This window comes from Nocardia sp. NPDC003482 (genome assembly GCF_053588115.1).
Window position 1 is genome coordinate 161,656 of sequence record NZ_JBSFPI010000005.1, and the last position, 26,273, is coordinate 187,928.

Below are 26,273 nucleotides of genomic sequence, written 5' to 3' on the forward strand. Positions count from 1 at the left end.
CGACATGCGCGTTCTGATCGTGGAGGACGAGCCGTACCTGGCCGAGGCCGTGCGCGACGGGTTGCGGCTCGCGGCGATCGCCGCCGATATCGCGGGCGACGGCGACACCGCCCTGGAACTGCTCGCCGTCAACGCCTACGACCTCGCCGTGCTCGACCGCGACATCCCCGGCCCCTCCGGCGACGAGATCGCGCGCCGAATCGTGGCCTCCGGCAGCGGAATTCCGATCCTCATGCTCACCGCCGCCGACCGCATCGACGACAAGGCGTCCGGCTTCGAACTCGGCGCCGACGACTACCTCACCAAACCGTTCGATCTCCGCGAACTCGTGCTGCGGCTGCGCGCCCTCGACCGCCGCCGCGCACACGCCCGGCCACCGGTCCGCGAGCTGGCGGGGCTACGGCTGGATCCGTTCCGCCGCGAGGTCTTCCGCGACGGGCGCTATGTCGCGCTGACCCGCAAACAGTTCGCCGTGCTGGAGGTCCTGGTGGCCGCCGAGGGCGGGGTGGTCAGCGCCGAGGACCTGCTGGCCCGCGCGTGGGACGAGAACGCCGACCCGTTCACCAACGCGGTCCGCATCACCGTCTCCGCCCTGCGCAAACGCCTCGGCGAACCGTGGCTGATCGCCACCGTGCCCGGGGTCGGCTACCGGATCGACACCGAGGGCGCCCCCCGCGTGTCCGCGCGGCCGGATGAGTGAGGGGGCCGGGTCCCGGCGCCCGGGGCTGAGCGCCCGCCTGAAGCTGACCCTCAGCTACGCCGCGGTCATTCTGCTGGCGGGCGCTCTCCTGCTGGCCGTGGTGTGGCTGTATCTGCTGCGCTACGTCCCCGACAACGAGCAGGGCCTGCTCGGCATCTCGCCCAACCGCTACCTGCTGGTGCACACCTTCGCCCCGGCCGCGGCCGCCGCCATGGCCTTCCTGCTGGTGCTCGGGCTCGTGGGCGGCTGGCTGCTCGCGGGCCGAATGCTGGCCCCGCTCAACCGAATCGGCGACGCCGCGCGGCTGGCCGCGAACGGTTCGCTGTCGCATCGCATCCGGTTGCCCGGCCCGCGCGACGAATTCCGGGAACTGGCCGACGTGTTCGACACCATGCTCGAACAACTCGAATCCCATGTCGCCGAACAGCGCCGCTTCGCCGCCAACGCCTCCCACGAACTGCGCACCCCGCTCGCGATCACCCAGGCGCTGCTCGACGTCGCCCGCGACGACCCCGCCCACGACCGCGGCGAACTCGTCGAACGCCTGCGCGTCGTCAACCGCCGCGCCATCGACCTCACCGAGGCCCTGCTCCTGCTCGGTCGCGGCGACCGCGCGGACTTCCCGCGCGAACCCGTCGACCTGTCCCTGATCGCGGAGGAGGCCGCCGAAACCCTGCTGCCCCTCGCCGAACAGCGCGGCGTCACCCTCGACGTCACCGGCGCGCCGACCCGGACCGTCGGTTCGGCGGCCCTGCTGCTGCGCATGACGACCAACCTCGTGCAGAACGCCGTCGTGCACAATCTCCCCGCCGGAGGCGCTGTCACGGTGCACACCGAAACCTGTTGCGGCGCAAGCATTCTCCGCGTCGAGAACACCGGCGAACCGCTCCCGCCGGAGCTGCTGCCCACCCTCGTGGAACCGTTCCGCCGCGGCACGGACCGCGTCCGCGCCGACGAACACGCCGGGGCCGGACTCGGTCTGGCCATCGTGCACAGCATCGTGCGGGCACACCGCGGAACACTCGACCTCGCGGCCCGTCCCGGGGGTGGACTCGAGGTCACGGTTCGACTGCCCGAGGGCTGATGTGGCATGGTGGAGGGGGCACGGGTTGTTGTAAGTGATCGCCCGGCTCACTACAGGAAGTTACAGAAAGTACATGTCACAAGGCAGTGTGAAGTGGTTTAACGGCGAAAAGGGCTTCGGATTCATCGCCCAGGACGCGGGTGGTCCCGACGTCTTCGTCCATTACTCCGAGATTTCCGGCTCCGGCTACAAGTCCCTCGACGAGGGCCAGCGGGTCGAGTTCGAGATCGGCCAGGGCCAGAAGGGTCCGCAGGCCCAGAACGTCCGCGCCATCTAGGTAGCCGACACCCCCGGAAACCCGCACGAAGAGTGCGGGTTTTCCGCTGTCCGGGCGCCGAACTACAGTGACGCCCATGCGACGTCCCGAGGTGCTGCTCGAGAACAGCGACGCTGTCTACGACTTCTACCGTGATCACCAGCAGAATCGCGCGCAGGCGTGGGCGGCGTACTGGCTGCTCGGCCGCCGCTACCGTCCCCGGGTGACCTTCGCCCCCGGCGCGCGAAAGCGCCTGCGCGAACTCATCGCCCAGGGCCGTCCCCTGCTCATCGCCATCAACCACCTCTCCCAGCTCGACCCCTACACCGTCGCCGCCACCGCGTGGCGCAGCAGCCTGCGCCCGGTCATCGGCCGCACCCGCGTCCTCGCCAAGGACGAACTGTTCACCGACCCCGACCTGCGCTCCCGCATCGAGATGATGGGCGGCATCCCCGTCTTCCGCGGCAAGGACCACGGCGTGCGCGCCGTCAACGCCGCGGGCCAGCGCATGATCGACATCTGCGCCGAGCGCATGTCCCGCGGCGACGGCGTCGCCGTCTTCCCCGAAGGCACCTGCAACACCGTCGACCCCACCCGGCTCCAACCCCTCGGAACCGGCATCGGCCACATCGCCTTCCGCGCCAAGAAACTCGGCGCCACCCCCGCCCTGGTCAGCCTCGGCCTGAGCTACGGCCCCCGCCCCGACCCCACCGCCGAACCCACCAAGGCCGAAGTCCGTTCCGCCAGTTTCTATTTCGGCGTCCCGGTCCCCGACCTCCCGACCAAGCCCGCCGAGATCACCCGGGTCGTCCGCGAGGAACTCCAGGCGGCGGTCGACGGGGCCGTGGCGGCGTACTGAGTCATCGGAACACCACTCGAGCCGACAGCGGTGTCCGTGCCGCGAGGTCGGGGGCGTGGTGGATCACGCCGTCCCGCATGACGAACGTCACCCGCCCCATCGCCTCGATGTCGTGGAACGGATCACCGTCCACGGCAATGAGATCCGCGGTGGCGCCGGGGGTGATGCGGCCCAGGTCGGGGCGGGCGAGCAGGTCGGCGGCGACCGTTGTGGCGGCTCGGAGCGCGCGCAGGGGGGAGATGCCGAGGTCGTTCATGATGAGGAATTCGCGCCAGGTGTCGGCGTAGGGGAACATGCCCGCGTCGGTGCCGAACACGAGGCGCACCTCGCTGTCGGCGAGGCGGTGGGCGGCGGCGTGCGCGCGGGGGGCGTGGGCGCGCAGGTGATCGCGCAGACCGGGCGGGCGATCGACCCAGAAATCGTCGTCGTCCAGTCGGTCGAAGAAGTAGTGCTCGGCGTACAGCGTCGGGACGAGATACGCGCCGCGCTCGACGATCTCGGCGAGCACCTCGGCGGACACCAGCCCGGCGTGTTCGATGCTGCGTACCCCGGCCCGCAGCGCGCGCCGCACCGATTCGTCGTTGAAAGCGTGTGCCGCGCAGGGCAATCCGAGGTCGGTGGCGGTGCGGACGAGGGTGGTCATCTCCTCGAGGGTGTACCAGGTCTGGTCGGCGCGGTCGGTGGTCGAGCTGAACCCGCCGCTCGCGGCGAACTTGATCCAGTCCGCGCCCAGCCGGGCCTGTTCGCGGACCTGGCGGCGCAGCTCGTCCGCATCGGCGGCGAGGACCCCGACATCCACCCCGTAGCGCTGGGCCAGGGCGGGCTTCTTGTCGCCGTGGCCGCCGGGCGGCGACAAGATGTTGGGGGCCACCAGCATTCGCGGCCCCGCCAGCGCGCCGGAGGCGACGGCGTCGCGCAGGGCGACGTTCACCGCGTCGCGGGAACAGCCCAGATCGCGTACGGTGGTGAAGCCGTGGGCCAGCAGGGTGCGCAGGTGGGGCGCGGCGCTGAGGGCTTGGTAGGCAACGGGTTCCAGGTCCAGATTCTCGTCGACGAGATGGACGTGGCAGTCGATGAGACCGGGCAGCAGCATCCGGTCGCCCAGGTGGATCGTCCGGGCGCGGTCGGCACGGGCCCGCGGCGGGCCGACGGCGGTGATGGTGCCGTCGGTCACCGTCACCGCGGTGGGACCGCTCGGCGCGGAAGCCTTCGGGTCCCAGCACCTGTCGGCGATCACCGTGACGGTGTGCGACATCCTCGTCCCCCTCGCATCGTCAGGTGCGCAGATCCGCGCACAGTCGGTCGATGTGCTCGCCGCCGCCGATCATCTTGTGTCCGCTGATCGCCACGCTGTCGGCGCCGGATTCGAACGCCTCCGGGAACCCGGCCAGCCGCGCGAAGAATGTCACCACCGCGCGCTCGAAGGGTTTCGTATGCAGGTGATACAGCCCTTCGTCATAGGGGCTGCCCGCATTGTTCGCGTGAATTCCGAGAAATAGCGCGAAGTCGCGATAATCGAAATCCAAATTCACCGGGAAACCGAGCATGTGATCGCGCTCGAGCAGCATCCTTGCCGCTATATCCTGTAACAACGCCACATCGCGGGGTGATCCGCTCGCAGTGGTCGCGGGATCGTCCCCGATGACCAATTCTTCCTCGTCCGGCAACTCCATGCCAACCTCGTCAAGCTCGTATTCGCTCGAACAGTCGCACGCGCGTACAGCAATCGAGAAGTCGTCCTCGTACGGGAGGATGAGATATCCATCATCGCACGGATCGGCGTCCGGGAGAAGAGGGTTCGGATATTCTGTAACCGCCGTCGCGCCCGTCGCTCGGCGCGGCACGATGTTCTTTCGATCGAAAGAGGATCCGATGTCACGATGGTCCGGAGCGGTATCGCGCGCACGTCGGTGGAATAGGGGTTCGCGAATTCACAAGGGCCGTTTCGCCGCCGCATTCCTCTCGGGTCTGCTCGCCCTGGTGATGATGATCGCGGGCATGTTGCTCGGAATCGTTCCGGTCTCGGCGGAACTCGTCGGAGACGTCACCGTGGAGGTTTCGATCCGGCAATTGACGACCTCCGCGGGCGGCGTCTTCCCGCAACTCACCCAGACCCGGGCGGGCGACCGGCAGATCGTGCTGGCGGTGGACCTGCACGACACCCGCGCCGAGGAGGTCTGCGTGTCCGGGGCGGTCGACAGCGTATTCGGCACGCAGGTGCTGCGCATCACGAGCAGGCCGGGCCATGTGCTCGCGATCGCCGAGGTCTCGCTGGCGATGGACGCCTTCGCCGATGTGCGGATGCTGAGCGGAAGCTTCGCGATAGACGGACTGTCGACCACCCCCGACGGCATCGTGGTGCTCGACCAACGGCCGGGCCGGTTGCCGATCGAGGTCCACGATCTGAAGGTGCGGATCCACGCCACCATTCGATGGGTGTCGCTGCGGGGCGTGGACCAGTCGGGGGTCGATATGGACATGGGACACGATGTGACGGAATGCTTCTGATGCGGCGCGGCGACTTCGCGCGCTGGCGGCGGGAACGGCCGTTCCTCGGCGGCGTGCTGACCTCGTGCGGCGGTCTGGTCGTGCTCGCCCTGCCCACCACCCTCGTCGCGGCCGAACCCCGGCTGCCCGGCACCGGCGGGGTCGCCAATCTCCTGCTCGGCGGGCTGCTTTCGCTGCTCGGCCCCGCGATCTGGTTCCGGCCCGACCGGCACGGCCTGCTCGGGATCGCGACCGTGCTGCTGGCGTTGGCCGCGTTCGCCTACTCCAATCTCGGCGGCCTGCTGATCGGCACGCTCGCGGCCCTGCTCGGCGGCAGCCTCACCTTCGCCTGGCTGCCGCCGCGGGATCCCGAGGCGCAACCAGATGAAAAGACTTGATTGTTGTTCTCTCTTCCTCACTTCCAATCGCTCGCTGGTAACTGTCACAAGATCGAACTGGGGCTCTTCGTGTTCGGCTCCGGCCGGTTCGCCCGGAAACCCGTTCCCGTGGTGAGATATTCGAATCCAGGAACGAATTGGGGATGAGGTTTGTGAAAGCGCTTCTCGCGGTTGCTGTTACCGGACTGCTCGGCTGTTCGTTGGTGACCGGGCCGCCCGCCGGGGCCGAACCGGCGGATTCGAACGGTGCGCCCGCGCCCTTCCAGCAGTGGATCGACGACACGGTTCCGGCGCCGACGCTGACCGCGCCGCTGTGGCAGCAGGTGCTGTCCACGCCGACCGGGGATCCGATCTTCGACGCCCGGCCCACCGACCTGGACGCCTTACGACCCGGGCAGATCATCGAGGTCCGCGACGTGACCGCGACGACCGCCGCGATCATGCCGACCCCGCTCCGCAGCGCGACGCTGGTGAAGTTCCGTTCCACCTCGGCGGAGGGCACACCGACCTTCGGCACCGCGACGCTGATCGTCCCGGCGGGGGAGTGGAGCGGGCCGGGCGCGCGGCCGGTGGAGGTCAACGCGCTGCCGATCAACTCCCTCGGGCTGCACTGCACGCCGGGATACCAGTTCTCGCACGGCATCCTGGATCAGCCCAACACCCAGCTGGCCGTGTTCATGCCGTCGATCTGGTCGGCGCTCGGCAAGGGGCACGCGGTCCTCGTACCCGACCACGAGGGTCCGCTCATGGCCTACGCGGAACCGAACATCGCCGGGCATGTGATGCTGGATTCCGTTCGCGCCGTGCGGAATCAACCGTCCGGCGAGTTCACCGACAGCCGCTTCGTGGCCATCGGCTACTCCGGCGGCGCGATCGCCTCCTACGCCGCGGCGATGCTGCTCGACGAGTACGCCCCGGAGCTGGCGGGCGTGCTGAGCGGGGCGGCGGCGGGCGGACTGGTCACCGACTATCGCGATGTGGCGCACCGGTTCAACGGCAATATCGCCTCGGGCATCATGCTGTCGGTGACGCTCGCGATCGCGCGCGAACATCCGGAAATGCTGCCCTACACCAATCATGTCGCGCAGTGGCTGGCGACCTCCGGGCTCCGCGACATCTGCGGCGACGCGGACGGCCCGCTCGGCGCGGTGGGGCTGCCGATGGAGGCCGCGGCGAGAATCGACCATCCGCTGGACAGCCCGATCGCGGAGACGATGTACCGGCTGCTCGACCTCACCACCCGGAAATCGGCTGTGCCGCTGTACATCTACCACGGTCTGCACGATCCCTGGATCCCGCTCGAGGACGCCCAGCGCATGTACGCCCAGCAGTGCGGGAAGGGTGTGCCGGGGATCTTCCGGATCGTGCCCGGCGAACATCTGATCGGCTACGTCACCGGTTATCCGGGCCTGGACGCGTGGCTGGACGGACGGCTGCGCGACGAGGCGCCGCCGAACGAATGTCCGCCCGCCCCACGCTGATTCGGCCCCTTCCACTCGGGAGAAGAGTCTTGAAATCGTTGCTTGCCCTCGCGGCCGCGGTGGTCGCGGGGTGTGTTCTCGCGACCGTGCCCGCCGCCCGCGCCGACGACCCCGCGCCGTCGCCGTTGCAGACCTGGATCGATGACACGCTGCCCGCGCCGCCGGTGCCCGAGGCCCCGGGCGAGCCGGAGGACGGCGCGGGTTCGGCGCTGTGGCGGGCCGTATTGCCCTCGCCGACAGGCGATTCGGCGTTCGACGCGTGGCCCGACGGCCTCGCCGCGCGGCGTCCGGGCGAGCTGATCGAGTCCCGGGACGTGACGGCCACCGCGGCCGCGTTGATCGGCGCGCCCCTCGCGCGGGCGGTGTTGCTGAAGTTCCGGTCCACCTCCGCTGCGGGCGCGCCGTCGTTCGGGACGGCGACGCTGCTCGTTCCCGCCGTCGCGTGGACCGGTCCCGGCGCGCGTCCGGTGGAGGTGGACACGCTGCCGATCAACGCGCTCGGGCGGCACTGCACCCCCGGGTACACGATCGCGCACGAGGTCCGCACCAATCACGACATCAATGTGTTCCTGCCCGGCGTCGCGGCGACGCTGAACAAGGGGCACGCGGCGCTGCTGCCCGATCACGAGGGCCCGTGGATGGCCTACGCCGAACCCCTCGTCGCCGGGCGGACGACCCTCGACTCGATCCGCGCGGTCCGCGCGGTGTTCCCGGACGAGTTCGGGGACAGTCGATTCGCGGCCACCGGCTACTCGGGCGGCTCGATCGCGGCCTACGCGACAACCATGCTGCTGCCCGAATACGCGCCCGAGTTGGACGGCGTCCTGGTGGGCGCGGCCATCGGCGGTCTGGTCACCGATTACGCCGCGGTCGCGCACGTGTTCAACGGCCGCAGCGCCTCGGGCATCCTGCTGTCGGTCTCGCTGGCGCTGTCGCGGGAACATCCGGAGATGTTGCGCTACATGAACAATCTGGCCCAGTGGGCCGCCACCTCACCGCTGCGCGACATCTGCGGCGACGCCGACGGGCCGCTCGGCGCGGTCGGCATCCCCATCGATGTCGCCGCCACCGTGGATCACCCCTTGGAAAGCGATATCGCCGACCGGATCGTGCGATTGATGGATCTCACCGATCGTCGCGCGGCCACCCCGTTGTACATCTATCACGGCGCCGACGACTTCTGGATTCCGATCCAGGGCCCGCGCGACCTCTACGGCCGCCAGTGCGCCCTCGGCGTGCCCGCGCAATTCCGTACCGTCCCCGGCGAACATGTCACCGCCATGCTCAACGGCAATGCGGGAGCGGTCGATTGGATCGACGCCCGCCTGCGCGGGGAACCGGCTCCGGACGAATGCCCGGTGCTCCGATAGCGTTATCCGGTCAAGGATCGCCGTCCGGCTCCCGTGGTTCGCCGGGCGGCTCCTGCCGTCCGAACAATCGAGCGAGGGCCCGAATGATTTCCGGCCGATCCCGCGCGGGCGTGCCCTTCAATGCGTAAATGCATACCACCGCTTTACCCACAGCCGTACAGGCCACCGCGACGGCCGTGGTGACGGCGATGCTGACAAGCTCCATCGGTGCATCGAGTCCTCGTCGAGTACGGAATGCCCACGCTACGCCCGAGACCGTCTTCGTGCAATCGCATCTGCGTATGCAAATGAAAGTACAGTACCTTCTGGTTTGTACTGAAAGTTAGTGAGCGGCAATGAAATCGGAGTGCCGTAGGTAAAGCGAGTCTTTCATTTCGAAGCCTTCCCCGCCGTGTGCGCATCGCCCGTCACGTCGGTCCACGCAGAGGACGCGCACGCCCGCAGGCGGATTCCGGTGTCGCGACCGTACCGCGCGAGGGTTGTGCGGCGCTCGGCGGGGAATGTCTCGGAGAGATGTTCCGGTAGGGGCGGATCGGCGGATCCGCGCCGCCGCCGAAGGAGAGAAATGTGAAAGGCTTCCGTACATTCCTGTTGCGCGGCAATGTCGTCGACCTGGCCGTCGGAATCGTGGTGGGCGCGGCGTTCACCGCCGTCGTCGAGGGTTTCGTCCGCGCGTTCCTGACCCCGCTCGTCGGCCTCGCCGTCGGCGCGTCCGGCGACTTCAGCGGCCAGGGCTTCCGAATCGGCAAGGTGGAGTTCCCCGTCGGCGTCTTCTTCACCGCCGTGGTCACCTTCGTCCTCGTCGCCCTGGCCGTCTACTACTTCGTCGTAGTCCCCGTCAACGCCCTGACTGCCCGCTTCAAACCCCAAACCGACCCCACCACCCCCAAACGCGACTGCCCCGAATGCCTAAGCTCCATCCCCGCCGACGCCCGCCGCTGCGCCTTCTGCACCTCCGAACTCGTCCGCTCCTGACCCGAGGCGAGGCAACCCAGCCGCACCCCTTATTCGAATCCGCACCCGTTGCATGGCCCCACAAAGGGTGCGGATCCCAACAAAGGGTGCGGCTAGAGCTGCCCGGCAACCCAGGTCGCACCCTTTATTCGGATCCGCACCCTTTGCAGGGCCCTAAAGGGGGTGCGGATTCCAACAAGGGGTGCGGCTGGGTTGGTGGGCCTGGGGGTGTGTCAGGGGAGGCGGGGTGGGGGTGTGGTGGGGAGGGTGGGGCCGATGGCGAGTTGGCTGCCGGGGCGGCGGCCGTGGCCCCAGCCGAGGGCGCGGCGGTAGTGGCCGATGTGGTCGGGGGGTGGGGTGGTGTCGCGGGGGGTGGATTGGGGGTCGACGTAGAGGGCGTCGGTGGGGCAGTAGGCCTCGCACATGAAGCAGGTTTGGCAGTCGGAGCGGCGGGCCAGGACGGGGATTCCGTCGGGGCCGCGGTCGAAGACGTCGGTGGGGCAGACCTCGACGCATTTGTCGCAGGCGATGCACGCGTCGGCGAGGACGAGTTCGATCACGACGCCACCGCCGCCGGGGTGCGGACGGGAGCCGTGCCGAGCCAGATCTCGTCGCGGCCGCCGCCGACGATGTGATGGTGCTGCGCGGGATCGAGCTCGGGGTGGTCGGCGCGCTTGCTCATCCCCCGGGACTCGGTGCGCGACAGGGCCGATCGATACATGAGCCGCCCCACCGCGGTGATGGCGGCGGCCTGCCGGGCGCGCACCCGCTCGGGTCCGGAGGCGCGCAGCCCACGGGCGGCCTCGGACCACACGCCGTCAAGTTCCCCGAGCGCCGCGCCCAAACCGTCGCCGTCACGCAGATAATTGACCTCGATCGGAAGCAGTTGCGCGCGAGCGGATCTCAGCACCTCCTCGGCCGTCACCCGCGCGGACCCGGTGGGACGCAACCCGGTCCGCCCCGCCCCGCGCAACCCGTCCACGCCCGGCCGCGGCGACCGCCGCGCGAACGCGGCCGCGCCCCGACCCGCCCAGGAGCCCGACGACATGGCCCACGCCGCATTGTGGCTGCCGCCTCCGGTGAACCCCCCGCAGATCCGCTCCCGGGTAGCGGCGTCCCCCGCCGCGTACAGCCCGGGAACCGTTGTGGCGCAATCATCCCCGACCACATCGATCCCGCCCGTCCCGCGCACCGTCCCCTCCGCGAGCAGATCCACCTCGAACCGCTGGGTGAACGGATCGATCCCCCGCCGATCGAACTGGAGGAAGAAGTTCGGCTGCCCGAGCCGCATCTGCTCCCGCACCCCGGCGTCGGCGCGATCGAGCTGCGCGAAAACCTTCTCCCGCAACAACGTTCGCGCGATCACCGACCGCCCCGTCGCCGACCCCGCACCCTCGAGCACCCGCCCGTCCTCGTGGAAGAACGTCGCATACGCGTAGTAGGCCGTCTTGGTGATGGTCGACCCCTTCGCCGCGATGCCGTAGGCATTGGAGAACTCCATCCCGGAGAACCGCGCCCCGACCTCGGCCGCCATCAGCGCGCCGTCCCCGGTGTCGACATTCGTGCCGAGCGCGCCGGCCAGGAACGCGCACCCACCCGTCGCCAGCACCACCGCGCCCGCCGCGATCCGAAGGTCCGCCCCGGACCGCACCTCGTGCCCGACCGCGCCGCGCACCACCCCGTCGGCGTCGACCAGCAGTTCCAGCACCGGCGCGTGATCGATGATCCGCACCCCGAGCCGCTTGATCCACGCCCGCATTCGCCGCATGTACTCCGGCCCCTGCACCCCGGTCCGCAACGGACGTCCCGTGGCGGGATCGATCGGGAAGGGATAGCGCCCCTCCACCGCGAGCCGATCCATATTCGTGTAGGTCTGCTCGAGCACCCGATCCATCCAGTGATGGTCGGCCAGGTATCCGCCCAGCGCCTCGCGACTCGCCTTGGCCGCGGCCCGCGCCGCCGGATCGGGCGCGACGTACCAGACCCCGGTGCCCGCCGGGGCGGTCGCGCCGCTGGTCCCGCAGTACCCCTTGTCCACGAGCACCACATCGGCTCCGGCCTCGCGCGCGTGCAGCGCCGCCCAGCAGGCGGCCGGTCCGCCGCCGACGACGAGCACATCCGTGCCCAGCTGTCGTGTTTCGGTCATATCCACTCCTGGGTCAGTGCCGGATACTCGGCTCGATGACGAGTTCGAACGCGCCGGTGTCCACCCGCAACGGCGGCAGGGCTTGCGTGGCGGGCGCGCCGAAGACGCAGTGGCCGTTGGGGTTCACGACCAATGCCCGACCGGCCCCGAGCGGCACCGAGACCCGCGCCGCGCCGAGGACTTCCACGCCCGTGCCAGCGGGCAGCGGAACGAGATCGTGCACCCATGGCGACAGATACGGATGAGCGACGATCGTCGTCGTCCCGTCCAGCGTCTCGTCCGCGGTGGGCGGGAGCTGGATCGGCGACCACGCGGGCGTCACCGCCGCGGCAGCGCCGGACCCGTTCGGCGCCTGCGCGTAATCGGGCGTCAACGGTTCGGCATGGGCCATCGGCATCCCGAAAAGCATTGCGCCGCAGACGATACCGGCAACGACGAGCCTCATACCGCCACCCCGAACAAGGGCAGCAGTCGCTCGCCCTGCCGCCGCAGCTCCTCCAGATACGGCGTATCGGACAGCACGAAATGCGTGATCCCGAGATCCTCGTACTTGCGCAGCGACGCCGCGACCTCCTCGGCGGACCCGACCAGCCACGTCGTCCCCGCCCCGCCCCCGCCGAATCGGCCCGGCGCGGTGTACAGATTGTCGTCGAGCACCTCGCCGCGCTCGCTCAACGCCTCGAGCCGCTGTTGCCCGACCGCGCCGCGATGATGCGGATCGCTCGGCCGCACAGCGGTTTTCGCCATCTCGGCGACCTTGGCGCGGGCGACCGCCCACGCCTCGTCGGCGGTGTCGCGCACGACCGTGGTGACCCGCAACCCGAACTCCAGCGGGGGCAGCTCACGCCCGACCCGGTCGCTCAGTCCGCGCAGCCGAGCGATGCGCTCCGCGACATCGGCGAGCGGTTCACCCCAGAACAACTGCACATCCGCCACCGCGGCCGCGACCCGTTCGGCGGCGGCGGAGGCCCCACCGAAGTAGAGCGTGGGATGCGGACGGCCCGGACGGGCGGCGACGCGGGGAACCACGGTGGAATCCTCGATCCGGTAATGGTTTCCGTGGTGGGTGACGTGCCGCTCGGTCCACAGCCTGCGCACCAGCCGTAGGAATTCCTCGGTGCGCCCGTAGCGGTCGGCCTGGTCCTCCTCGGCCGCGCCGTAGGCGGCGAGATCGTCCTTGCCGGAGACGATATTGATCCGCACCCGTCCGCCGGAGAGATGGTCGAGAGTGGCCGCCGCCGAGGCGAATTGGGCGGGCTGCCAGTAGCCGGGGCGGATGGCGATCAACGGTTCGAACGTGGTGGTGCGCGCGGCCAGCGCCGTCGCCACGGTGAAGGTGTCCGGGCGGCCCCACCCGGTGCCGAGCAGCGCCCCCTTCCAGCCGTACTCCTCGAGCGCCCGCGCCTGCGCGGTGAGCGTGTCGAGGCTGTTGTGATCGGCGGTGACGGTGTCGCCGCGATGACCGGGGGTGGCCTGATTCGGGATGTACCAGAGGAATTCGGCGCTCATCGCTCGTCTCCCGTCGCCACCGGCCGGGCGGGATCCGAACTCCACTGCGACCACGACCCCGGATACAGGACCGCCTCGACGCCGAGCACGGTGAGCGCGGCGATATCGATGGCGGCGGTGACACCGGACCCGCAGTAGACGCCGACGGTCGGCGCGTCGCGGATACCGGCGTGCGCGAAGACCGCCTCCAATTCCGTTGCGGGACGGAAGAATCCGTGGTCGTCGAGCACCGCGCCGCTGGGGACGTTGCGCGCGCCGGGAATGTGCCCGGCGACGGGGTCGACCGGTTCGACCTCGCCGCGGAACCGTTCCGGCGCGCGGGCGTCGACGAGGACGCCGCGCTCGGGGACCGCGGCCGCCTCGGCGGCGGTCAGGGTGGGCAGTTCGCCGTGGCGCAGGTCCTCGGCGGTGACCTCGATATCGCCGGGTTCGGGTGTCTCCGTGCCGGTGGCCAGGTCGTATCCGGCGGCGGTCCAGGCGGTCAGGCCGCCGTCGAGGATGCGCACATTCCGGATTCCGGCGGCGCGCAGCACCCACCAGGCGCGGGCCGAACCCGCGCGATTCCAGTTGTCGTACACCACGATCGGCACGCCCGTCCGCGCGCCCCAGCGGCGCGCGGCGGCCCGCACCGCCGATCCGGTCGGCAGCGGATGACGGCCCTCGCCGTCGCGCGTGTGGTCGGACAGCTCGCCGTCCAGATCGGCGTAGACCGCGCCCGGGATGTGCCCGTCCGCGTAGTCGGCGTGGCCGTCGGGCCGGTCGAGCCGCCAGCGGACGTCCACGATCGTCACCGGTTCGGCGGCGGCGATCCGCGCGGCCAGCTCCTCGGCGGTGATCAGGGTGTCCGCGCGGAACGCGTCTGCTCGGAACGCCATTCGCGACTCCTCTCCTCCGCAAGAACGCAACTACATCCGCCGCCCGGAATGGATCGTTGCAATCGCCGAGATCGCAATGCAGGTCTGGCGGCCCGGTTCGGGCGACCATGGGCCGATGACCCTGTCGGTGGCCGAGATCGGCGCGTTCACCGGGACCGTGCTGCTCGGCCGCGACATTCCGGCGGCGGCGCGGATCGACCGGTCCGGGTACGTGCCCGTCGGCGCGCCGGAGGCGCTGGTGCGCGCGGCCGATGTCGAGGATGTGCGGCGCGCGGTGCGGGTGGCGGCGCGGGCGGGCTGGTCGGTGGTGGTGCGGGGCGCGGGCAGCGGTCTCGCCGGGGGCGCCGCGGCGGGGGCGGGCACGCTGGTGCTGGATGTGTCCGGGCTGCAACGGATTCTGGAGATCTCGCCCGCCGACGAACTGGCCGTGGTGGAGGCCGGGGTCAGCGGCGCGGTCCTCGACGCCGAGGCCGCCCGGCACGGCCTGCGTTACACCCCCGATCCGGCCAGCGTCGCCATCTCCACCATCGGCGGCAATATCGCGACCAACGCGGGCGGGCTGCGGTGCGTGAAATACGGGGTGACCGGGGACGCGGTGCTCGGTTTGAGTGTGGTGCTCGCGGACGGGCGGCTGGTGCACACCGGTCGCCGGACCGTGAAAGGCGTTGCGGGACTGGATATCACGCGGCTGTTCACCGGGTCCGAGGGCACGCTCGGGGTGATCGTGGCGGCGACCGTCCGTTTGCAGCCGATCCCGATCGATACCGTCACCGTGGCCGCCTGGTTCGACGATGTCGAACAGGCCGCCGCCGCGGCCGCGGGGGTGCTGGCCGCGCGGGTGCGTCCGGCCATGCTGGAACTCCTGGACGAGTCGTCGCTGCGGGAGGCGCGGGATCTGCTCGGCCTGCCCGCGAGCGCGGCGGGCGCGTTCGTCGTCGCGCAGACCGACGGTTACGGCGCCCGCGCGGAGGCCGAGGTGGTCGCGGACACGTTCCGGCACTGGACCTCCCGGCTCGAGGTCGGCACCGATCCGGCCGCCGCCGACGCCCTGCTGGCCGTGCGCCGCGCCGCCCTGCCCGCACTGGAACGACACGGCCGCGCCCTCATCGAGGACATCGCGGTCCCGCGCTCCCGCATCGCCGAGGCCGTCCGCCGCATCACCGAGATCGCCACCCGCCACACCACCCGCATCCACACGTTCGGCCACGCGGGCGACGGCAACCTCCACCCCATCATCGTCGTCCCCCCCGACGACCCCGCCGCCTACACCCGAGCCACCACCGCCGCCGACGAGATCTTCGCCACCGCCCTCGCCCTCGGCGGCACCATAACCGGCGAACACGGCATCGGAATCCTCAAGCGCGCCTGGCTCTCCCGCGAACTCGGCGAGGACACCCTCGACATCCAACTGTCCCTCCGCCGCGCCCTGGACCCCACCGGATTGTTCAACCCTGGAAAAGCCTTGGGGCCGTAGGCGGTTACGACGCGCAGGGTCCTGGGCCGCTATGTCGCGCAGAGCGGTGGGCCACTGTGCCGCGCAGAGCGGTGGGCCACTGTGCCGCGCAGAGCGGTGGGCCACTGTGCCGCGCAGAGCGGTGGCCCCGATGCCGCGCGGGGCGGTGGGCGCTACGCCGCGCATGTTGCGCCACGCCGGGCCACGGAGGCTACCGCCGCGCCGTGAGTGTTGCGTGATGCTGGGCCTCGAGGGCGAGCGCCAGGCCCCGTCGTGGGTTTCCGGGACGCTGGGCCGTGGGTGATGCCGTAGGGGCCGTGGGGCTAAGCCACGCCGCGCAACCGGCGGCCCGTGACGGTGCGGTAGTAGGCCGTGATGGTGGTGACGGCGGTGGATTCGATGGCGGGGGTGAGGCCGCGGCGGGCTATGAGGCGGACGTCGATCGCGCCCATGGTGGGGAGGGGGCGGACTTCGGTTATGCCCGTGGGGATGTCGGTGTGGAAGGGGAGCAGGGCGATGCCCAGGCCCGCCTTGGCGGCGGCGAGGACGCCGTCGAGGTTGCCCGATTCGGCGGTCACGGCGACCTCGTAGCCGAGGTCGGTGAGGCGGTGGACGGCGCGGCGGCGCAGGCCGCAGGGCTCCTCGAAGGCCACCAGGGAGATGGGGCCGGGGACCGGCGGGAGGTGCCAGCCGGGCCCGGCCACCCAGCGCAGGTCGAGTTCGCCGACCTCCGCGCCCGTGGGATCGCCGTTGCCGCCCAGCACGACCGCGAGATCGAGGGCGCCCTTTCCGACGGCCTCGGACAATGTGGTGGAACGGTCGATCCGGAAATGCAGATACGCGTCCGGATACGCCGCGCGCAGCACGCCGAGCAGTTCCGGCAGCAGCCCGTCGGCCGCGTGCTCGGTGGAACCCACGGTGATCCGCCGCGGCCCCGACGGCGCGAATCGCGCGAGCATTTCATCGTGCGCGGCGAGCAATTTCCGGGCCTCGACCACCAGCCGTTCCCCATCGGCGGTGAAACGCGAACTCCGCCCGTCCTTTTCCACCAGCGGCAGTTTCAGCCGCCGTTCGAGCAATCGGATGTGCTGACTGATGGTCGGCTGGCTCACGTGCAACGCGTCGGCGGCGCGCCGGAATCCGCCGGTGTCGGCGATCGCCACCAGCGTGCGGAGATGCGTCAGGTCCAGCGGATCCGCCATGACGCGAGTCAACAATGTTTCCCGCGCGCGAAATACCCTTTGAATCTGCCAGATCGCAATGCGTGCAGATCAATTCGGCGATCGGTTGCTATCGGCGATACGAATCGAAAACGCTGAATCGAACTCTGGTTTCGGTGCGGTGGTCTTCCTACCATTCGACCCAACCGCGACCCACCGCCCGAGAGGAAACCCATGACCGTCGATTCCGAACCGGATACGGTGCCCACGACCGCCGCCGCGGACGTCGAGTTCATCAGCCTCACCCACACCAACGCGTCCACCGAACTCGAGCCGATCCCCAGCCGCGGCATCGATCTGCCGTTCCTGCGCCGCTACGTGCGGGCCCTCGAGGACGGCGGCTACGATCTGACGCTGCTCCCGTACGGCTCCAACACCCCCGACTCGTTCGTGCTCGCCACGGCCGTCGGCCAGCTCAGCGACCGGCTCAAGCCGATCGTCGCCGTCCGGCCGAACACGGTGTTCCCGACCGTCGCCGCCCAGCAACTGGCCACCCTGGACCAGCTGACCGAGGGCCGCGCGGTGGTGCATCTGATCTCCGGCGGCAGCGACGCCGAACAGGCCCGCCAGGGCGACTACCTCACCAAGGCCGAAAGATATTCGCGCACCAGCGAATTCATCGACATCCTGCGCCGCTCGTGGACCGAGACCGCGCCGTTCTCGCACGCCGGAACCCATTACCGCTTCGACGATTTCGGACCCGGCTTCCCGCCGCACGCCGGACCCATCCCCATCTCCATCGGCGGCCAGTCCGACGCGGCCTTCGAGATCGGCGGCGCGCGGGCCGACATCTTCTCGTTCTGGGGAGAACCGTTGGCGGACATCAGATCTCAGATCGACCGCGTGCACGGTATCGCGGCGGCGGCCGGGCGCGCGGACCGGCCGCGCATCTGGGTCACCTTCCGCCCCATCATCGATCGCACCGACGAGCTGGCGTGGGCGAAGGCCCGCGACTACGTCGAGCGGATCGCGCGCACCTTCGAATCCGGCGCGCACCGCCGCCGCGACAAGAACGCCCCCCAGAACGTCGGCTCCCAGCGCGCACTGGAATTCGCCCGCCGCCGCGAGGTTTACGACCGCGCCCTGTGGACCCGCACCGCCGCCGCCACCAACGCCCAGGGCGCGTCGACCGCACTGGTCGGCAGCCCCGAGACGGTGGCCGCCGCCATCGTCGACTACATCGACCTCGGCGCGAGCCTGGTCTCGATCCGCGGCTACGACACCCTCAACGACGTCGTCGACTACGGCCGGTACGTGCTGCCGCTGGTGCGCCAGGAGCTGGCCCACCGCAAGGCCACCGGCCGCCGCGGCACGCTCCAGGCCGACCATCCCGGCGCCCTGGTCGCGGCGGGCCGCGCGTGACCGCCACGACCGGGCGGCCGCCGACCGTCCCCGACCTGTCCGACGACGCCCTCACCCGGCTCACCGCCGAGGTGGCCGCCACCGCCGCGGAATACGATCGCAGCGGGGCGATTCCGGAGGCCGGGCTGTGGGCCGCGCACCGCGGCGGCTACCTCACCGCGACCGTGGCCGCCCGCCACGGCGGACCCGAACTGCCGCACCGCGCGGTGGCGCGGATCCTGTCCGCGCTCGGCGAGGGCGATCCGTCGGTGGCGCTGCTCGCCGCCAACACCCTGGCCTCGCATCAGGCCCAGACCGCCGCCGGGCACTGGCCCGCGGACCTGTACGCCGAGGTGCTGCGCCGCTCGGCGGAACGGCCGACGCTGCTCAATGTCGTTCGCGCCGAACCGGAACTGGGCGCGCCCGCCCGCGGCGGCCTGCCCGCCACCGTGGCCCGCCGCACCGCCACCGGATTCGTGCTCGACGGCCGCAAGAGCTTCGCCACCGGCGGCGCGGCGCTGGCCTTCCATCTGGTGTGGACGATCACCGACGAGACCCCCGCGCGGGTCGGGCATCTCATCGTGCCCGCCGACGCCGACGGCATCACCTGGCACGACACCTGGGACCATCTCGGCCTGCGCGCCTCCAACACCCACGATGTCACGTACTCGAATGTCGTTGTGCCGCACGAGAATTTCCTGGAGATCCCGTTCCAGGACGGTGTCTACCGCGATCCGGCCGCCGCCAGCGGACCGACGTCGTTCGGGCACGTCGCCCTCTATGTCGGCGTGGCGCGGGCGGCCCGGCGCGCGTTCACCGAATTCGCCCGCACCCGCGTGCCGAGCGCCCTGGGCCGCCCGATCGCCGAGACCGACCGCATCCGGTCGGTGGCCGGGGAGATCGACGCGCAGATCGTGCAGGCCGAAACCCTCCTGCACGGCACGCTGCTCCGGCTGGAATCGGGCGAAGACATCGGGGCGCAACGACTCTCGCTGGTGAAGACGCTCATCGCGCGCTCGGTGATCGCCGCCGTCGAGACCGCCGTGGCCGCCCTCGGCAACGCCGCCCTGACCCGGCACCACCCGCTGGAGCGACACCTGCGCGACGTGCTGTGCGTGCGGGTGCATCCCCCGCAGGAGGACTCCGCCCTGCTGGCCGCGGGCCGCGCGGTCCTCGGATAACCCGGCTCTCCCATCGCATCACCACAGAGGAATCACCCCGAACATGCCGAGCACCACCCGTTTCCGGCGGCGCGCCGCCACCGCCCTCGCCGCCGCGCTCACCCTGCTGGCCGCGGCCTGCGGCGGATCCGATCAGGCCAGCGGCCCCACCGGGGAGGGTAAGGATCCGGTCCCCGGCGGCACGCTGCGGCTGGCGTTCTTCCCCGACAACGCGGCCTTCGCCTGCATCGACCCGTTCCAGACCTACTGGATCGAACACCGCACGCTGATCCGCAACTTCGCCGCCTCGCTCACCGATCAGAACCCGGACACCGGCGAGATCGTGCCGTGGCTGGCGTCGGGCTGGCAGGTCGGGCCCGACGGCCGCGACTACACCTTCACCCTGCGCGACGGTGTCACCTTCGCCGACGGCGCGCCGCTGGACGCCGCCGCGGTCAAGGCGAACTTCGACGCGTTCCTGGATCTGGCGAGCGCCTCGGGCGGCACCGCGTACGGCGCCAGCTACATCCAGGGCCTGCAAGGCGCCGACGTCGTCGACGCGAGGACGGTGAGATTCCGCTTCGCGCAACCGAATTCGTCGTTCCTGCAAGCCACCTCGACCACCAATCTGGCGCTGCTCTCACCCGCCTCGCTGCAACGCACCCCGCAGCAGCGCTGCCTCGGCGGCCTCGCCGGGGCGGGCCCGTTCACCCTCGACAACTACACCCCGGGCCAGGGCGTGACGCTCAGCCGCCGCCCCGGCTACCGCTGGCCGTCGCCGCTGGACAAGAACACCGGCGACGCCTACCTGGACAAGATCCAGGTCAGCTATATCGCCGAGGACAGTGTGCGGACCGGCAACCTGGTCAGCGGGCAGATCGATATCGCCTGGCCGCGTAACCCGTTCACCGTCGAGGACCGCGCGCTGATCGCCCGCTCCGGCGCGTACCTGCGGTCGCGGTCGCTGCCCGGCGTCTCCTACACCCTCTACCCGAACGTCGCCGACGGCAGACCGCTCGCCGACGGGCAGGTGCGGCAAGCGCTGTATCACGCGCTGGACGTGAATTCGCTCGGCGCAACGGTTTTCGGCTCGGACTATCCCACCGTCGGCGGCGCGTTCGACAGCACCACCCCGTACTACGCGTCGCAGCGGGCGAAGCTGAACCACGATCCGGCCGAGGCCGGGCGCATCCTGGACGCGGCGGGCTGGCGGCTCGCGCCGGGCGAGCAGTATCGGTCCAAGGACGGCAAACGGCTGACGCTGACCCTGATCGTCGAGCCCAGCAGCGTCGGCGCGGAACTGTTCCAGGATCAGTGGCGCAAGGCCGGGGTCGAGGTGCGGTTGAAGGTCGTCACCCAGGCCGAGCGCGCGGGCGTCATCGCCAACGGCCAGTACGATCTCGTCGGCACCTACTTCACCCGCGCCGATCCCGGTGCGCTGCAATACATTCTGGTGGAGTCGCTCGCCAACTCCAAGGCGCTGGCCCGCAACGCGCAACAGCCGGAGACCGCGGCGCGGGTGGCGGAGCTGTTCACCCGCGCGGTGCGGGCCACCGATCCGGCGCAACGCCAGGACGCCTACGCCCGCCTGCAGAACACGCTGATCGACGAGGGCGTCACCTTCCCGCTGTTCGAGCGGGTGCAGTACGCGGGAATCCGCAACCAGGTCAACGGTTTCCGGTTCACCTCCGAGAGCTTCCTCGATCTGCACGGCGTCTGGATCCAGCCGTGATCGGCTATGTCGCGGGCCGGATCGCGCAGGCGGTGGTGGTGCTGTGGGCGGCGTTCACCGTCACCTTCGTGGTGCTGTACCTGCTGCCCAGCGATCCGGTCGCCATCCAGCTCGGCGCGGCGGGCATCGAAACCGATTCCCTCACACCGCAACAGCTCGCGGCGGCCAAGGCGCAGTACGGGCTGGACCGGCCCGTACTCGACCAGTACTGGACGTCGTTGACCGGGGCGCTGCACGGCGACTTCGGCACCTCCATCGCCAAGCACGTTCCGGTCGCGCGGCTGATCGGGGACCGGATCGGCGGCACGCTCACCCTGTCCGCGCTCGCCGGACTGCTGGCCGTGGTGCTGGGCACGGGGCTGGCGTATCTCGCGGCCTACGTCCGGGTGCGGCCGCTGCGGTTGCTGCTGGACCGGCTGCCCGCGCTCGGGGTCGCGGTGCCGAGCTTCCTGGTGGGACTGGCGTTGATCCAGTACTTCTCGTTCGAGCTGGGTTGGCTGCCGTCGGCGGGCGCGGGCGGCTGGCGGTTCCTGGTGCTGCCGGTGATCACGATGGCGTTGCCCGCCGCCGCGCAGCTCGCCCAGGTGCTCGGGCGCAGTTTCGCGCAGACGCTGGGGGAGCAGTACATCGTGACCGCCCGCGCCAAGGGGCTCTCCCGCGGGCAGGTGCAGCTGCGGCACGCGTTCCGCAATGCCGCGCTGCCCGCGCTCACCATCGTCGGGCTGCTCGTCGGGGTCACCGTCACCAGCGCGATCGTGGTGGAGACGGTGTTCAACCGCAACGGGATCGGCCGGTTGGCGCAGGAATCGGTGCTGGCCAAGGACGTTCCGGTGGTGCAGGGGATCGTGGTCCTCGCCGCCGCCGGATTCGTGCTGGTCAATCTCGTCATCGATCTGCTGTATCCGCTGCTGGATCCGCGCATCACCCACACCGCGTCGGCGAAGGGGGACTGAGATGGTGCAGACCGTGACCGCGGCCGAGACCGTGGTGGCCGTGCCGGAGGACACGCCGGTGCGGCGCCGGCGGTTCGGGACGCGGGCGGCGCGGCTCGCGCGGCGGCCGGGCTTCGTGCTGGCGAGCGCGTTCGTGGCGTTCGTCATCGTGGCGGCGTTCGCTCCGGCGGTGTTCACCGGGCGCGATCCGTATGCCACCGCGCCCGCCGAACGCCTCCGCAAGCCCAGTGCCGCACACCTTTTCGGCACCGACGAGGTGGGCCGCGATCTGTGGGCGCGGACCCTCTACGGTTCGGATCTGACGGTGAAGGCCGCGCTCGTGGCCATCGGCATCGCGTTGTGCGCGGGGCTGGTGTTCGGGGTGGTGTCCGGATTCTTCGGTGGCCGCGTCGACGCCGTCGTCATGCGTGGCATCGATGTGCAGCTGGCGATTCCGGGGCTGCTGCTGGCGCTGGCGATCGTTACCGCGCTCGGATTCGGCACGGTCCCGGTCGCCATCGCCGTCGGTATCGCGACGATCCCGGGGTTCGCGCGCACCACCCGCGCGGAGGTGCTGCGGATCAAGACGCTGCCGTACGTGGAGGCCGCGCGGGCCGGGGGCGCGTCGTGGCCGCGGGTGCTCGTGCGGCACATCCTGCCGAATTCGTGGGGGCCGGTGCTGAGTCTGGCGGTGCTCGACTTCGGGACCGCGATCATCTCGGTGGCCGCGCTGAGCTTCCTCGGCTTCGGGGCCGCGCCGCCGCGCGCGGAATGGGGGTCGCTGGTGGCGGGCGGGCGCAACTACCTGGTGACCGCGCCGTGGGTGTCGCTGCTGCCCGGCGCGGTGGTGGTGCTGACGGTGTTGGCGCTCAACCACATCGCCAAGACATTGCAGGAGGTGCGGCGATGACGCTCGTGGAGATCGACGGGCTGAGCGCCGGATATCTGCGCGACGGCACGACCGTGCCCGCGATCACAGAGGTCGATCTGCGGGTGCGGGCGGGGGAGATCGTCGCGTTGGTCGGCGAATCCGGGTCGGGCAAATCCACCACCGCGCACGCGATCATCGGGCTGCTGCCCGACAACGGACGCGTCACGGGTGGTTCGATCCGGATCGACGGAACCGAAATCGTCGGCGCCCCGGAGAAACTCGTGCGGTCGCTGCGCGGCGCGCGGGTCGGGCTGATCCCGCAGGACCCGATGGTCGGGTTGAATCCGACGCAGCGGATCGGCGCGCAGGTGGCCGAGGCGGTGCGGCTGCGCGGGGTGCGCGGGCCCGATGTGGCGCGGGAGACGCTCGACATCCTGCGCGCGGCCGGGCTCGACGATCCGGAACATCGAGTGCACCGGTACCCGCACGAACTGTCGGGCGGGCAACGCCAGCGGGTGCTGATCGCGATCGCGCTGGCCGGGAAGCCGGATCTGCTCATCGCCGACGAACCCACCAGCGCGCTGGACGTGACCGTGCAGGCCCGCATCCTCGACCACCTCGAATCGCTGGTGCGCGAGACCGGGACCGCGCTGCTCATCATCACCCACGATCTCGCCGTCGCCGCCGACCGCGCCGACCGGGTCGTGGTGATGCGGCAGGGGCGCGTCGTCGAATCCGGCACGCCCACCGAGATTCTCGCGGATTCGGACAACGCCTACACCCGGCGGCTGATCGCCGCCGCCCCCGCACTCGCGCACGGCGGTGTGCTCCGGCCGCGTTCCGAGCCGCCGCCCGATGCCGGGGAGGAGGTCCGGCCGATCCTCGAACTCGATTCCGTGACAAAGCAATTCCGCTCCCGGGGGCGGCGCGGTGAACGGGTGACGGCGGTGGATCGGGTGTCGCTGCGGGTCGCGCCGGGCCGCACCCACGCCGTGGTCGGGGAGTCCGGCTCGGGGAAGACGACCGCGTTGCGGATCGCCATGGGTCTCACCCCGCCGACCAGTGGGACCGTGCGGTTCGACGGCACCGACATCACCGGGTTGTCCTGGCGGCGGGTGCGGCCGTTGCGGCGGCGGTTCCAGCTGGTGCACCAGAATCCGTTCGCGGCGCTGGATCCGCGATTCACGGTGCGGGAGAGCGTCATCGAGCCGCTGGTGTCGTTCGGGATCGGCGACCGCGCCGAGCGCCGGGCGCGCGCGGCGGAACTGCTCGACCAGGTGGCGCTGCCGCGCACGTTCCTGGACCGGTTGCCCGCCGAACTGTCCGGCGGGCAGCGGCAGCGGGTGGCCATCGCCCGCGCGCTGGCCCCGCGACCGGAGGTGGTGCTGCTCGACGAACCGGTCTCGGCGCTGGACGTGTCGGTGCAGGACCAGATCCTGGACCTGCTCACCGACCTCCAGCAGCGGCTCGGGTTGGCGTATCTGTTCGTCTCGCACGATCTGGCGGTGGTGGCCCGGATCGCGCACACCGTCTCGGTCTTCGAACACGGCAGGATCGTCGAATCCGGCGCCACCGCAACCATTTTCCGCGCGCCCGCGACCGACCACACGCGGCGGCTGCTGGCGGCCGTCCCCGGCCGTCGCGCCCGCGCGCACCGAACCGAAAGGGCCCTGACATGACCGCCTCCGTCGAAACCTGGCTGACCGACTGGCAGCGCTGGCACGCCGAACGCGTCGCACTGGCGACCGGCAGGCACGGGACGGCCGCGCTCACCGGCACGCATTGGCTCGACGACACCCCGGTGGCCGTCGACGGCATTCCCGGGACGTGGGTCGCCCGCGCGGGCCGGGCCGTCGGCGACGGACCGGGATTCCACGTCGAACTCGCGCCTGGGGAGGCGCATCCGCACCGAGAGTTGTTGCTGCGGGCGCTGATTCGCGACGGGCGGGTGGCGGTGCGGGTGTTCGATCCGCAGGCGTCGACCCGGACCGGTCTGCTCGGCATCGACGCCTTCGACCCCGACCCGGCATGGGTGCTGACGGGGACGTTCGAGACCGATCCGGAGACGCTGCGGCTGACGCACATCGACGGGTTCGTGAGCGAGAATTCGGCTGCGCGCGTGCGGGTTTCGCTCGGCGGGGACACGGTCGTGCTGGCGGGAGCGCGGACCCCGGACGGCGGGGCGCAGATCACCTTCGCCGACGCCACCAACGGCGTCGAGACCGACCGCTTCCGGTTCCTGACCGTCGCCCCGCCCGACGCGGACGGCAATGTCGAGCTCGACTTCAATCGCGCCCACCTGCCGCCGTGCGCGTTCAGCGACCACTATCTGTGCCCGCTGCCCCCGCCGGGCAACCGCCTGACCGTGCCGATCCGGGCGGGCGAGACCCGGCCGCGCCGCGGGACGGAGTCGCATCGATGACCCGGTACGTGATCGTGGGCGCCGGAGCGATCGGAGCGACCCTGGCCGCGGAGCTCACCGAACGCGGCGAGGACGCGCTGCTGCTGGCCCGCGGCGCGGCGCTGGAACACCTTGCGCGCCAACCATTGTGGTATCACACGCACACCGCCTCGCGCGTGATCCGGGTGCCCGTGGCGGCGCTGTCCGGCGACCTCGGTCTGCGGCTCGGGGACGTCCTCGTGGTCACGGTCAAGACCCAGGACCTGCACGGCGTTCTCCCGGCACTGGCCTGGCAGCCCGTCCGGGACGAGCGGGGCGCCGAGGCCGGCGTGGCGGCCGACCTGATCCCGCTCGTCACCGTCCAGAACGGCCTGGACGCCGAACGCTCCGCCGCCCGCTGGTTCACCACGGTCATCGGCGCGGTCTTCCTGATCTCGGCCCGCTACACCGATCTCGGCGAGGTCCGGGTAGGCGGCCACCCCCACCTCGGCAGCGTCATCATCGGCCCCGCCTCCGGCGACCGCGCTCCATCCCTGGCCGAACCCGTCGCCGCCGACCTGCGCGCCCTCGACCTCCTCGTCCGAGAGGTCCCCGACATCGCCCCCTACAAGGCGACCAAACTCCTCATCAGCGTCACCAACGGCGTAGCCGTCCTCGCCGGACCAGCGACCGACAAGGAAACCTTGAGCGCCGCCTTGATCTCCGAGGCACGCACGGTTCTCGACGCCGCCGGTCTCGCATATTTGGACCGCAAAGCCCTCATCCTCGACCCCACCCAACAGCATCTGAGCGACCGAGCGGGAGTGACCGCGGGCCAATCCTCGACCTGGCAAAGTTTCGCCCGCGGCGCCGGACACGAGGTCGACTACCTCAACGGCGAGATCGTGTTACTGGCCCGGCTGAATGGCGTTGCGGCCCCACTGAATTCGGCCTTGCAGCGGATTCTGGGGCGCGGATCCGGGGTGGAGCTGGACGGGCTGGGGGAGCTGCTGGAGTCGATCGTTCCCGCCGCCTGACCGCGCACTCGCCGCACGCGGTAACGCC

General features: G+C 70.8%; 27 protein-coding genes. 18 read left to right on the forward strand and 9 right to left on the reverse strand.

What is annotated here, in order from left to right:
* Positions 1-4 precede the first annotated feature (4 nt).
* The 4 genes from ACWDSJ_RS09860 (at position 5) to ACWDSJ_RS09875 (ending at position 2,899) form a co-directional block, all read left to right on the forward strand.
* A complete protein-coding gene (locus tag ACWDSJ_RS09860; RefSeq protein WP_450030701.1) occupies positions 5-700 on the forward strand; it encodes a response regulator transcription factor in 696 nt (231 codons plus the stop codon).
* Entirely contained in the window at positions 693-1,784 is a 1,092-nt protein-coding gene (locus ACWDSJ_RS09865) for a sensor histidine kinase (protein ID WP_450030703.1), read from the forward strand. Before ACWDSJ_RS09860 ends, ACWDSJ_RS09865 begins: the two co-directional genes overlap by 8 nt.
* A gap of 73 nt (positions 1,785-1,857) precedes the next feature.
* The gene (locus ACWDSJ_RS09870) at positions 1,858-2,061 is read left to right on the forward strand and encodes a cold-shock protein (RefSeq protein ID WP_450030704.1); all 204 of its coding nucleotides are present in this window, start codon (positions 1,858-1,860) and stop codon (positions 2,059-2,061) included.
* Positions 2,062-2,137: 76 nt separating this feature from the next.
* The gene (locus ACWDSJ_RS09875) at positions 2,138-2,899 is read left to right on the forward strand and encodes a lysophospholipid acyltransferase family protein (RefSeq protein ID WP_450030706.1); all 762 of its coding nucleotides are present in this window, start codon (positions 2,138-2,140) and stop codon (positions 2,897-2,899) included.
* A gap of 1 nt (position 2,900) precedes the next feature.
* Here the strand turns inward: ACWDSJ_RS09875 and ACWDSJ_RS09880 are convergent, their stop codons facing one another.
* Complete coding sequence (locus ACWDSJ_RS09880; protein WP_450030708.1) at positions 2,901-4,154, reverse strand: amidohydrolase family protein; 1,254 nt, start codon at positions 4,152-4,154, stop codon at positions 2,901-2,903.
* A gap of 19 nt (positions 4,155-4,173) precedes the next feature.
* On the reverse strand, positions 4,174-4,572 hold the full coding sequence (locus tag ACWDSJ_RS09885) for a hypothetical protein (RefSeq protein WP_450030710.1): 399 nt from the start codon (positions 4,570-4,572) through the stop codon (positions 4,174-4,176).
* Between the two features lie 307 nt (positions 4,573-4,879).
* Here ACWDSJ_RS09885 and ACWDSJ_RS09890 point away from each other — a divergent pair, with 307 nt between their 5' ends.
* From ACWDSJ_RS09890 to ACWDSJ_RS09905, 4 genes are all read left to right on the forward strand, one after another.
* Entirely contained in the window at positions 4,880-5,407 is a 528-nt protein-coding gene (locus ACWDSJ_RS09890; RefSeq protein WP_450030712.1) for a hypothetical protein, read from the forward strand.
* Positions 5,398-5,784, forward strand: coding sequence for a DUF6114 domain-containing protein (locus ACWDSJ_RS09895; protein WP_450030714.1), 387 nt, complete (start codon positions 5,398-5,400; stop codon positions 5,782-5,784). The genes ACWDSJ_RS09890 and ACWDSJ_RS09895 overlap by 10 nt, the downstream gene beginning before the upstream one ends.
* A 143-nt stretch (positions 5,785-5,927) precedes the next feature.
* The gene (locus ACWDSJ_RS09900) at positions 5,928-7,265 is read left to right on the forward strand and encodes a lipase family protein (protein WP_450030716.1); all 1,338 of its coding nucleotides are present in this window, start codon (positions 5,928-5,930) and stop codon (positions 7,263-7,265) included.
* A gap of 29 nt (positions 7,266-7,294) precedes the next feature.
* The gene (locus tag ACWDSJ_RS09905) at positions 7,295-8,635 is read left to right on the forward strand and encodes a lipase family protein (RefSeq protein WP_450030717.1); all 1,341 of its coding nucleotides are present in this window, start codon (positions 7,295-7,297) and stop codon (positions 8,633-8,635) included.
* 10 nt (positions 8,636-8,645) lie between these two features.
* Here ACWDSJ_RS09905 and ACWDSJ_RS09910 read toward each other — a convergent pair whose 3' ends face one another.
* Positions 8,646-8,840, reverse strand: coding sequence for a hypothetical protein (locus ACWDSJ_RS09910; protein WP_387364953.1), 195 nt, complete (start codon positions 8,838-8,840; stop codon positions 8,646-8,648).
* Positions 8,841-9,202: 362 nt separating this feature from the next.
* Between ACWDSJ_RS09910 and mscL the strand changes: the two genes are divergently transcribed.
* Positions 9,203-9,610, forward strand: a complete 408-nt coding sequence (gene mscL, locus ACWDSJ_RS09915) for a large conductance mechanosensitive channel protein MscL (RefSeq protein ID WP_450030720.1) — start codon at positions 9,203-9,205, stop codon at positions 9,608-9,610.
* A 212-nt stretch (positions 9,611-9,822) separates the two neighbouring features.
* Here the strand turns inward: mscL and ACWDSJ_RS09920 are convergent, their stop codons facing one another.
* From ACWDSJ_RS09920 to ACWDSJ_RS09940, 5 genes are read right to left on the reverse strand one after another with little or no spacing between them, the layout of a single operon-like run.
* Positions 9,823-10,149: a 4Fe-4S dicluster domain-containing protein gene (locus ACWDSJ_RS09920; RefSeq protein ID WP_387364947.1), complete on the reverse strand. Its 327-nt coding sequence runs from the start codon at positions 10,147-10,149 to the stop codon at positions 9,823-9,825.
* Positions 10,146-11,735, reverse strand: coding sequence for an FAD-dependent oxidoreductase (locus ACWDSJ_RS09925; protein WP_450030722.1), 1,590 nt, complete (start codon positions 11,733-11,735; stop codon positions 10,146-10,148). Before ACWDSJ_RS09925 ends, ACWDSJ_RS09920 begins: the two co-directional genes overlap by 4 nt.
* A gap of 13 nt (positions 11,736-11,748) precedes the next feature.
* Complete coding sequence (locus tag ACWDSJ_RS09930; RefSeq protein WP_450030724.1) at positions 11,749-12,180, reverse strand: hypothetical protein; 432 nt, start codon at positions 12,178-12,180, stop codon at positions 11,749-11,751.
* Positions 12,177-13,244, reverse strand: a complete 1,068-nt coding sequence (locus ACWDSJ_RS09935; RefSeq protein WP_450030726.1) for an LLM class flavin-dependent oxidoreductase — start codon at positions 13,242-13,244, stop codon at positions 12,177-12,179. The genes ACWDSJ_RS09930 and ACWDSJ_RS09935 overlap by 4 nt, the downstream gene beginning before the upstream one ends.
* On the reverse strand, positions 13,241-14,119 hold the full coding sequence (locus ACWDSJ_RS09940) for a sulfurtransferase (protein WP_450030728.1): 879 nt from the start codon (positions 14,117-14,119) through the stop codon (positions 13,241-13,243). The genes ACWDSJ_RS09935 and ACWDSJ_RS09940 overlap by 4 nt, the downstream gene beginning before the upstream one ends.
* Positions 14,120-14,234: 115 nt before the next feature.
* Here ACWDSJ_RS09940 and ACWDSJ_RS09945 point away from each other — a divergent pair, with 115 nt between their 5' ends.
* On the forward strand, positions 14,235-15,593 hold the full coding sequence (locus ACWDSJ_RS09945) for an FAD-binding oxidoreductase (RefSeq protein ID WP_450030730.1): 1,359 nt from the start codon (positions 14,235-14,237) through the stop codon (positions 15,591-15,593).
* A gap of 302 nt (positions 15,594-15,895) precedes the next feature.
* On the opposite strand, the gene ACWDSJ_RS09950 is transcribed toward ACWDSJ_RS09945, so the two are convergent.
* The gene (locus tag ACWDSJ_RS09950; protein WP_450030731.1) at positions 15,896-16,774 is read right to left on the reverse strand and encodes a LysR family transcriptional regulator; all 879 of its coding nucleotides are present in this window, start codon (positions 16,772-16,774) and stop codon (positions 15,896-15,898) included.
* Between the two features lie 192 nt (positions 16,775-16,966).
* Between ACWDSJ_RS09950 and ACWDSJ_RS09955 the strand changes: the two genes are divergently transcribed.
* From ACWDSJ_RS09955 to ACWDSJ_RS09990, 8 genes are read left to right on the forward strand one after another with little or no spacing between them, the layout of a single operon-like run.
* Positions 16,967-18,154, forward strand: a complete 1,188-nt coding sequence (locus ACWDSJ_RS09955) for an LLM class flavin-dependent oxidoreductase (protein ID WP_450030733.1) — start codon at positions 16,967-16,969, stop codon at positions 18,152-18,154.
* A complete protein-coding gene (locus tag ACWDSJ_RS09960) occupies positions 18,151-19,314 on the forward strand; it encodes an acyl-CoA dehydrogenase family protein (protein ID WP_450030735.1) in 1,164 nt (387 codons plus the stop codon). The genes ACWDSJ_RS09955 and ACWDSJ_RS09960 overlap by 4 nt, the downstream gene beginning before the upstream one ends.
* A gap of 43 nt (positions 19,315-19,357) precedes the next feature.
* Positions 19,358-21,025, forward strand: coding sequence for an ABC transporter substrate-binding protein (locus ACWDSJ_RS09965; RefSeq protein ID WP_450030737.1), 1,668 nt, complete (start codon positions 19,358-19,360; stop codon positions 21,023-21,025).
* Positions 21,022-21,978: an ABC transporter permease gene (locus tag ACWDSJ_RS09970; protein WP_450030739.1), complete on the forward strand. Its 957-nt coding sequence runs from the start codon at positions 21,022-21,024 to the stop codon at positions 21,976-21,978. Before ACWDSJ_RS09965 ends, ACWDSJ_RS09970 begins: the two co-directional genes overlap by 4 nt.
* 1 nt (position 21,979) lies before the next feature.
* Positions 21,980-22,867 carry an ABC transporter permease gene (locus tag ACWDSJ_RS09975; RefSeq protein WP_450030741.1) on the forward strand — a complete coding sequence of 296 codons (888 nt, stop codon included), beginning with the start codon at positions 21,980-21,982 and terminating at the stop codon, positions 22,865-22,867.
* Positions 22,864-24,507: a dipeptide ABC transporter ATP-binding protein gene (locus tag ACWDSJ_RS09980; protein ID WP_450030743.1), complete on the forward strand. Its 1,644-nt coding sequence runs from the start codon at positions 22,864-22,866 to the stop codon at positions 24,505-24,507. The genes ACWDSJ_RS09975 and ACWDSJ_RS09980 overlap by 4 nt, the downstream gene beginning before the upstream one ends.
* Entirely contained in the window at positions 24,504-25,250 is a 747-nt protein-coding gene (locus tag ACWDSJ_RS09985; protein WP_450030745.1) for a DUF1684 domain-containing protein, read from the forward strand. The genes ACWDSJ_RS09980 and ACWDSJ_RS09985 overlap by 4 nt, the downstream gene beginning before the upstream one ends.
* Positions 25,247-26,245, forward strand: coding sequence for a ketopantoate reductase family protein (locus ACWDSJ_RS09990; RefSeq protein WP_450030747.1), 999 nt, complete (start codon positions 25,247-25,249; stop codon positions 26,243-26,245). The genes ACWDSJ_RS09985 and ACWDSJ_RS09990 overlap by 4 nt, the downstream gene beginning before the upstream one ends.
* Positions 26,246-26,273 lie beyond the last annotated feature (28 nt).

Excerpts from the sequence above, each read along its gene's own strand:
- ACWDSJ_RS09955 (WP_450030733.1), top strand. The coding sequence starts at position 16,967 with ATGACCGTCGATTCCGAACCGGATACGGTGCCCACGACCGCCGCCGCG.
- ACWDSJ_RS09865 (WP_450030703.1), top strand. The coding sequence starts at position 693 with ATGAGTGAGGGGGCCGGGTCCCGGCGCCCGGGGCTGAGCGCCCGCCTG.
- ACWDSJ_RS09945 (WP_450030730.1), top strand. The coding sequence starts at position 14,235 with ATGACCCTGTCGGTGGCCGAGATCGGCGCGTTCACCGGGACCGTGCTG.
- ACWDSJ_RS09950 (WP_450030731.1), bottom strand. The coding sequence starts at position 16,774 with ATGGCGGATCCGCTGGACCTGACGCATCTCCGCACGCTGGTGGCGATC.
- ACWDSJ_RS09900 (WP_450030716.1), top strand. The coding sequence starts at position 5,928 with ATGAGGTTTGTGAAAGCGCTTCTCGCGGTTGCTGTTACCGGACTGCTC.
- ACWDSJ_RS09940 (WP_450030728.1), bottom strand. The coding sequence starts at position 14,119 with ATGGCGTTCCGAGCAGACGCGTTCCGCGCGGACACCCTGATCACCGCC.
- ACWDSJ_RS09975 (WP_450030741.1), top strand. The coding sequence starts at position 21,980 with ATGGTGCAGACCGTGACCGCGGCCGAGACCGTGGTGGCCGTGCCGGAG.
- ACWDSJ_RS09930 (WP_450030724.1), bottom strand. The coding sequence starts at position 12,180 with ATGAGGCTCGTCGTTGCCGGTATCGTCTGCGGCGCAATGCTTTTCGGG.
- ACWDSJ_RS09880 (WP_450030708.1), bottom strand. The coding sequence starts at position 4,154 with ATGTCGCACACCGTCACGGTGATCGCCGACAGGTGCTGGGACCCGAAG.
- ACWDSJ_RS09910 (WP_387364953.1), bottom strand. The coding sequence starts at position 8,840 with ATGGAGCTTGTCAGCATCGCCGTCACCACGGCCGTCGCGGTGGCCTGT.
- ACWDSJ_RS09980 (WP_450030743.1), top strand. The coding sequence starts at position 22,864 with ATGACGCTCGTGGAGATCGACGGGCTGAGCGCCGGATATCTGCGCGAC.
- ACWDSJ_RS09870 (WP_450030704.1), top strand. The coding sequence starts at position 1,858 with ATGTCACAAGGCAGTGTGAAGTGGTTTAACGGCGAAAAGGGCTTCGGA.
- ACWDSJ_RS09965 (WP_450030737.1), top strand. The coding sequence starts at position 19,358 with ATGCCGAGCACCACCCGTTTCCGGCGGCGCGCCGCCACCGCCCTCGCC.
- ACWDSJ_RS09885 (WP_450030710.1), bottom strand. The coding sequence starts at position 4,572 with ATGGAGTTGCCGGACGAGGAAGAATTGGTCATCGGGGACGATCCCGCG.
- ACWDSJ_RS09895 (WP_450030714.1), top strand. The coding sequence starts at position 5,398 with ATGCTTCTGATGCGGCGCGGCGACTTCGCGCGCTGGCGGCGGGAACGG.
- ACWDSJ_RS09925 (WP_450030722.1), bottom strand. The coding sequence starts at position 11,735 with ATGACCGAAACACGACAGCTGGGCACGGATGTGCTCGTCGTCGGCGGC.
- ACWDSJ_RS09935 (WP_450030726.1), bottom strand. The coding sequence starts at position 13,244 with ATGAGCGCCGAATTCCTCTGGTACATCCCGAATCAGGCCACCCCCGGT.
- ACWDSJ_RS09990 (WP_450030747.1), top strand. The coding sequence starts at position 25,247 with ATGACCCGGTACGTGATCGTGGGCGCCGGAGCGATCGGAGCGACCCTG.
- ACWDSJ_RS09860 (WP_450030701.1), top strand. The coding sequence starts at position 5 with ATGCGCGTTCTGATCGTGGAGGACGAGCCGTACCTGGCCGAGGCCGTG.
- ACWDSJ_RS09875 (WP_450030706.1), top strand. The coding sequence starts at position 2,138 with ATGCGACGTCCCGAGGTGCTGCTCGAGAACAGCGACGCTGTCTACGAC.
- ACWDSJ_RS09985 (WP_450030745.1), top strand. The coding sequence starts at position 24,504 with ATGACCGCCTCCGTCGAAACCTGGCTGACCGACTGGCAGCGCTGGCAC.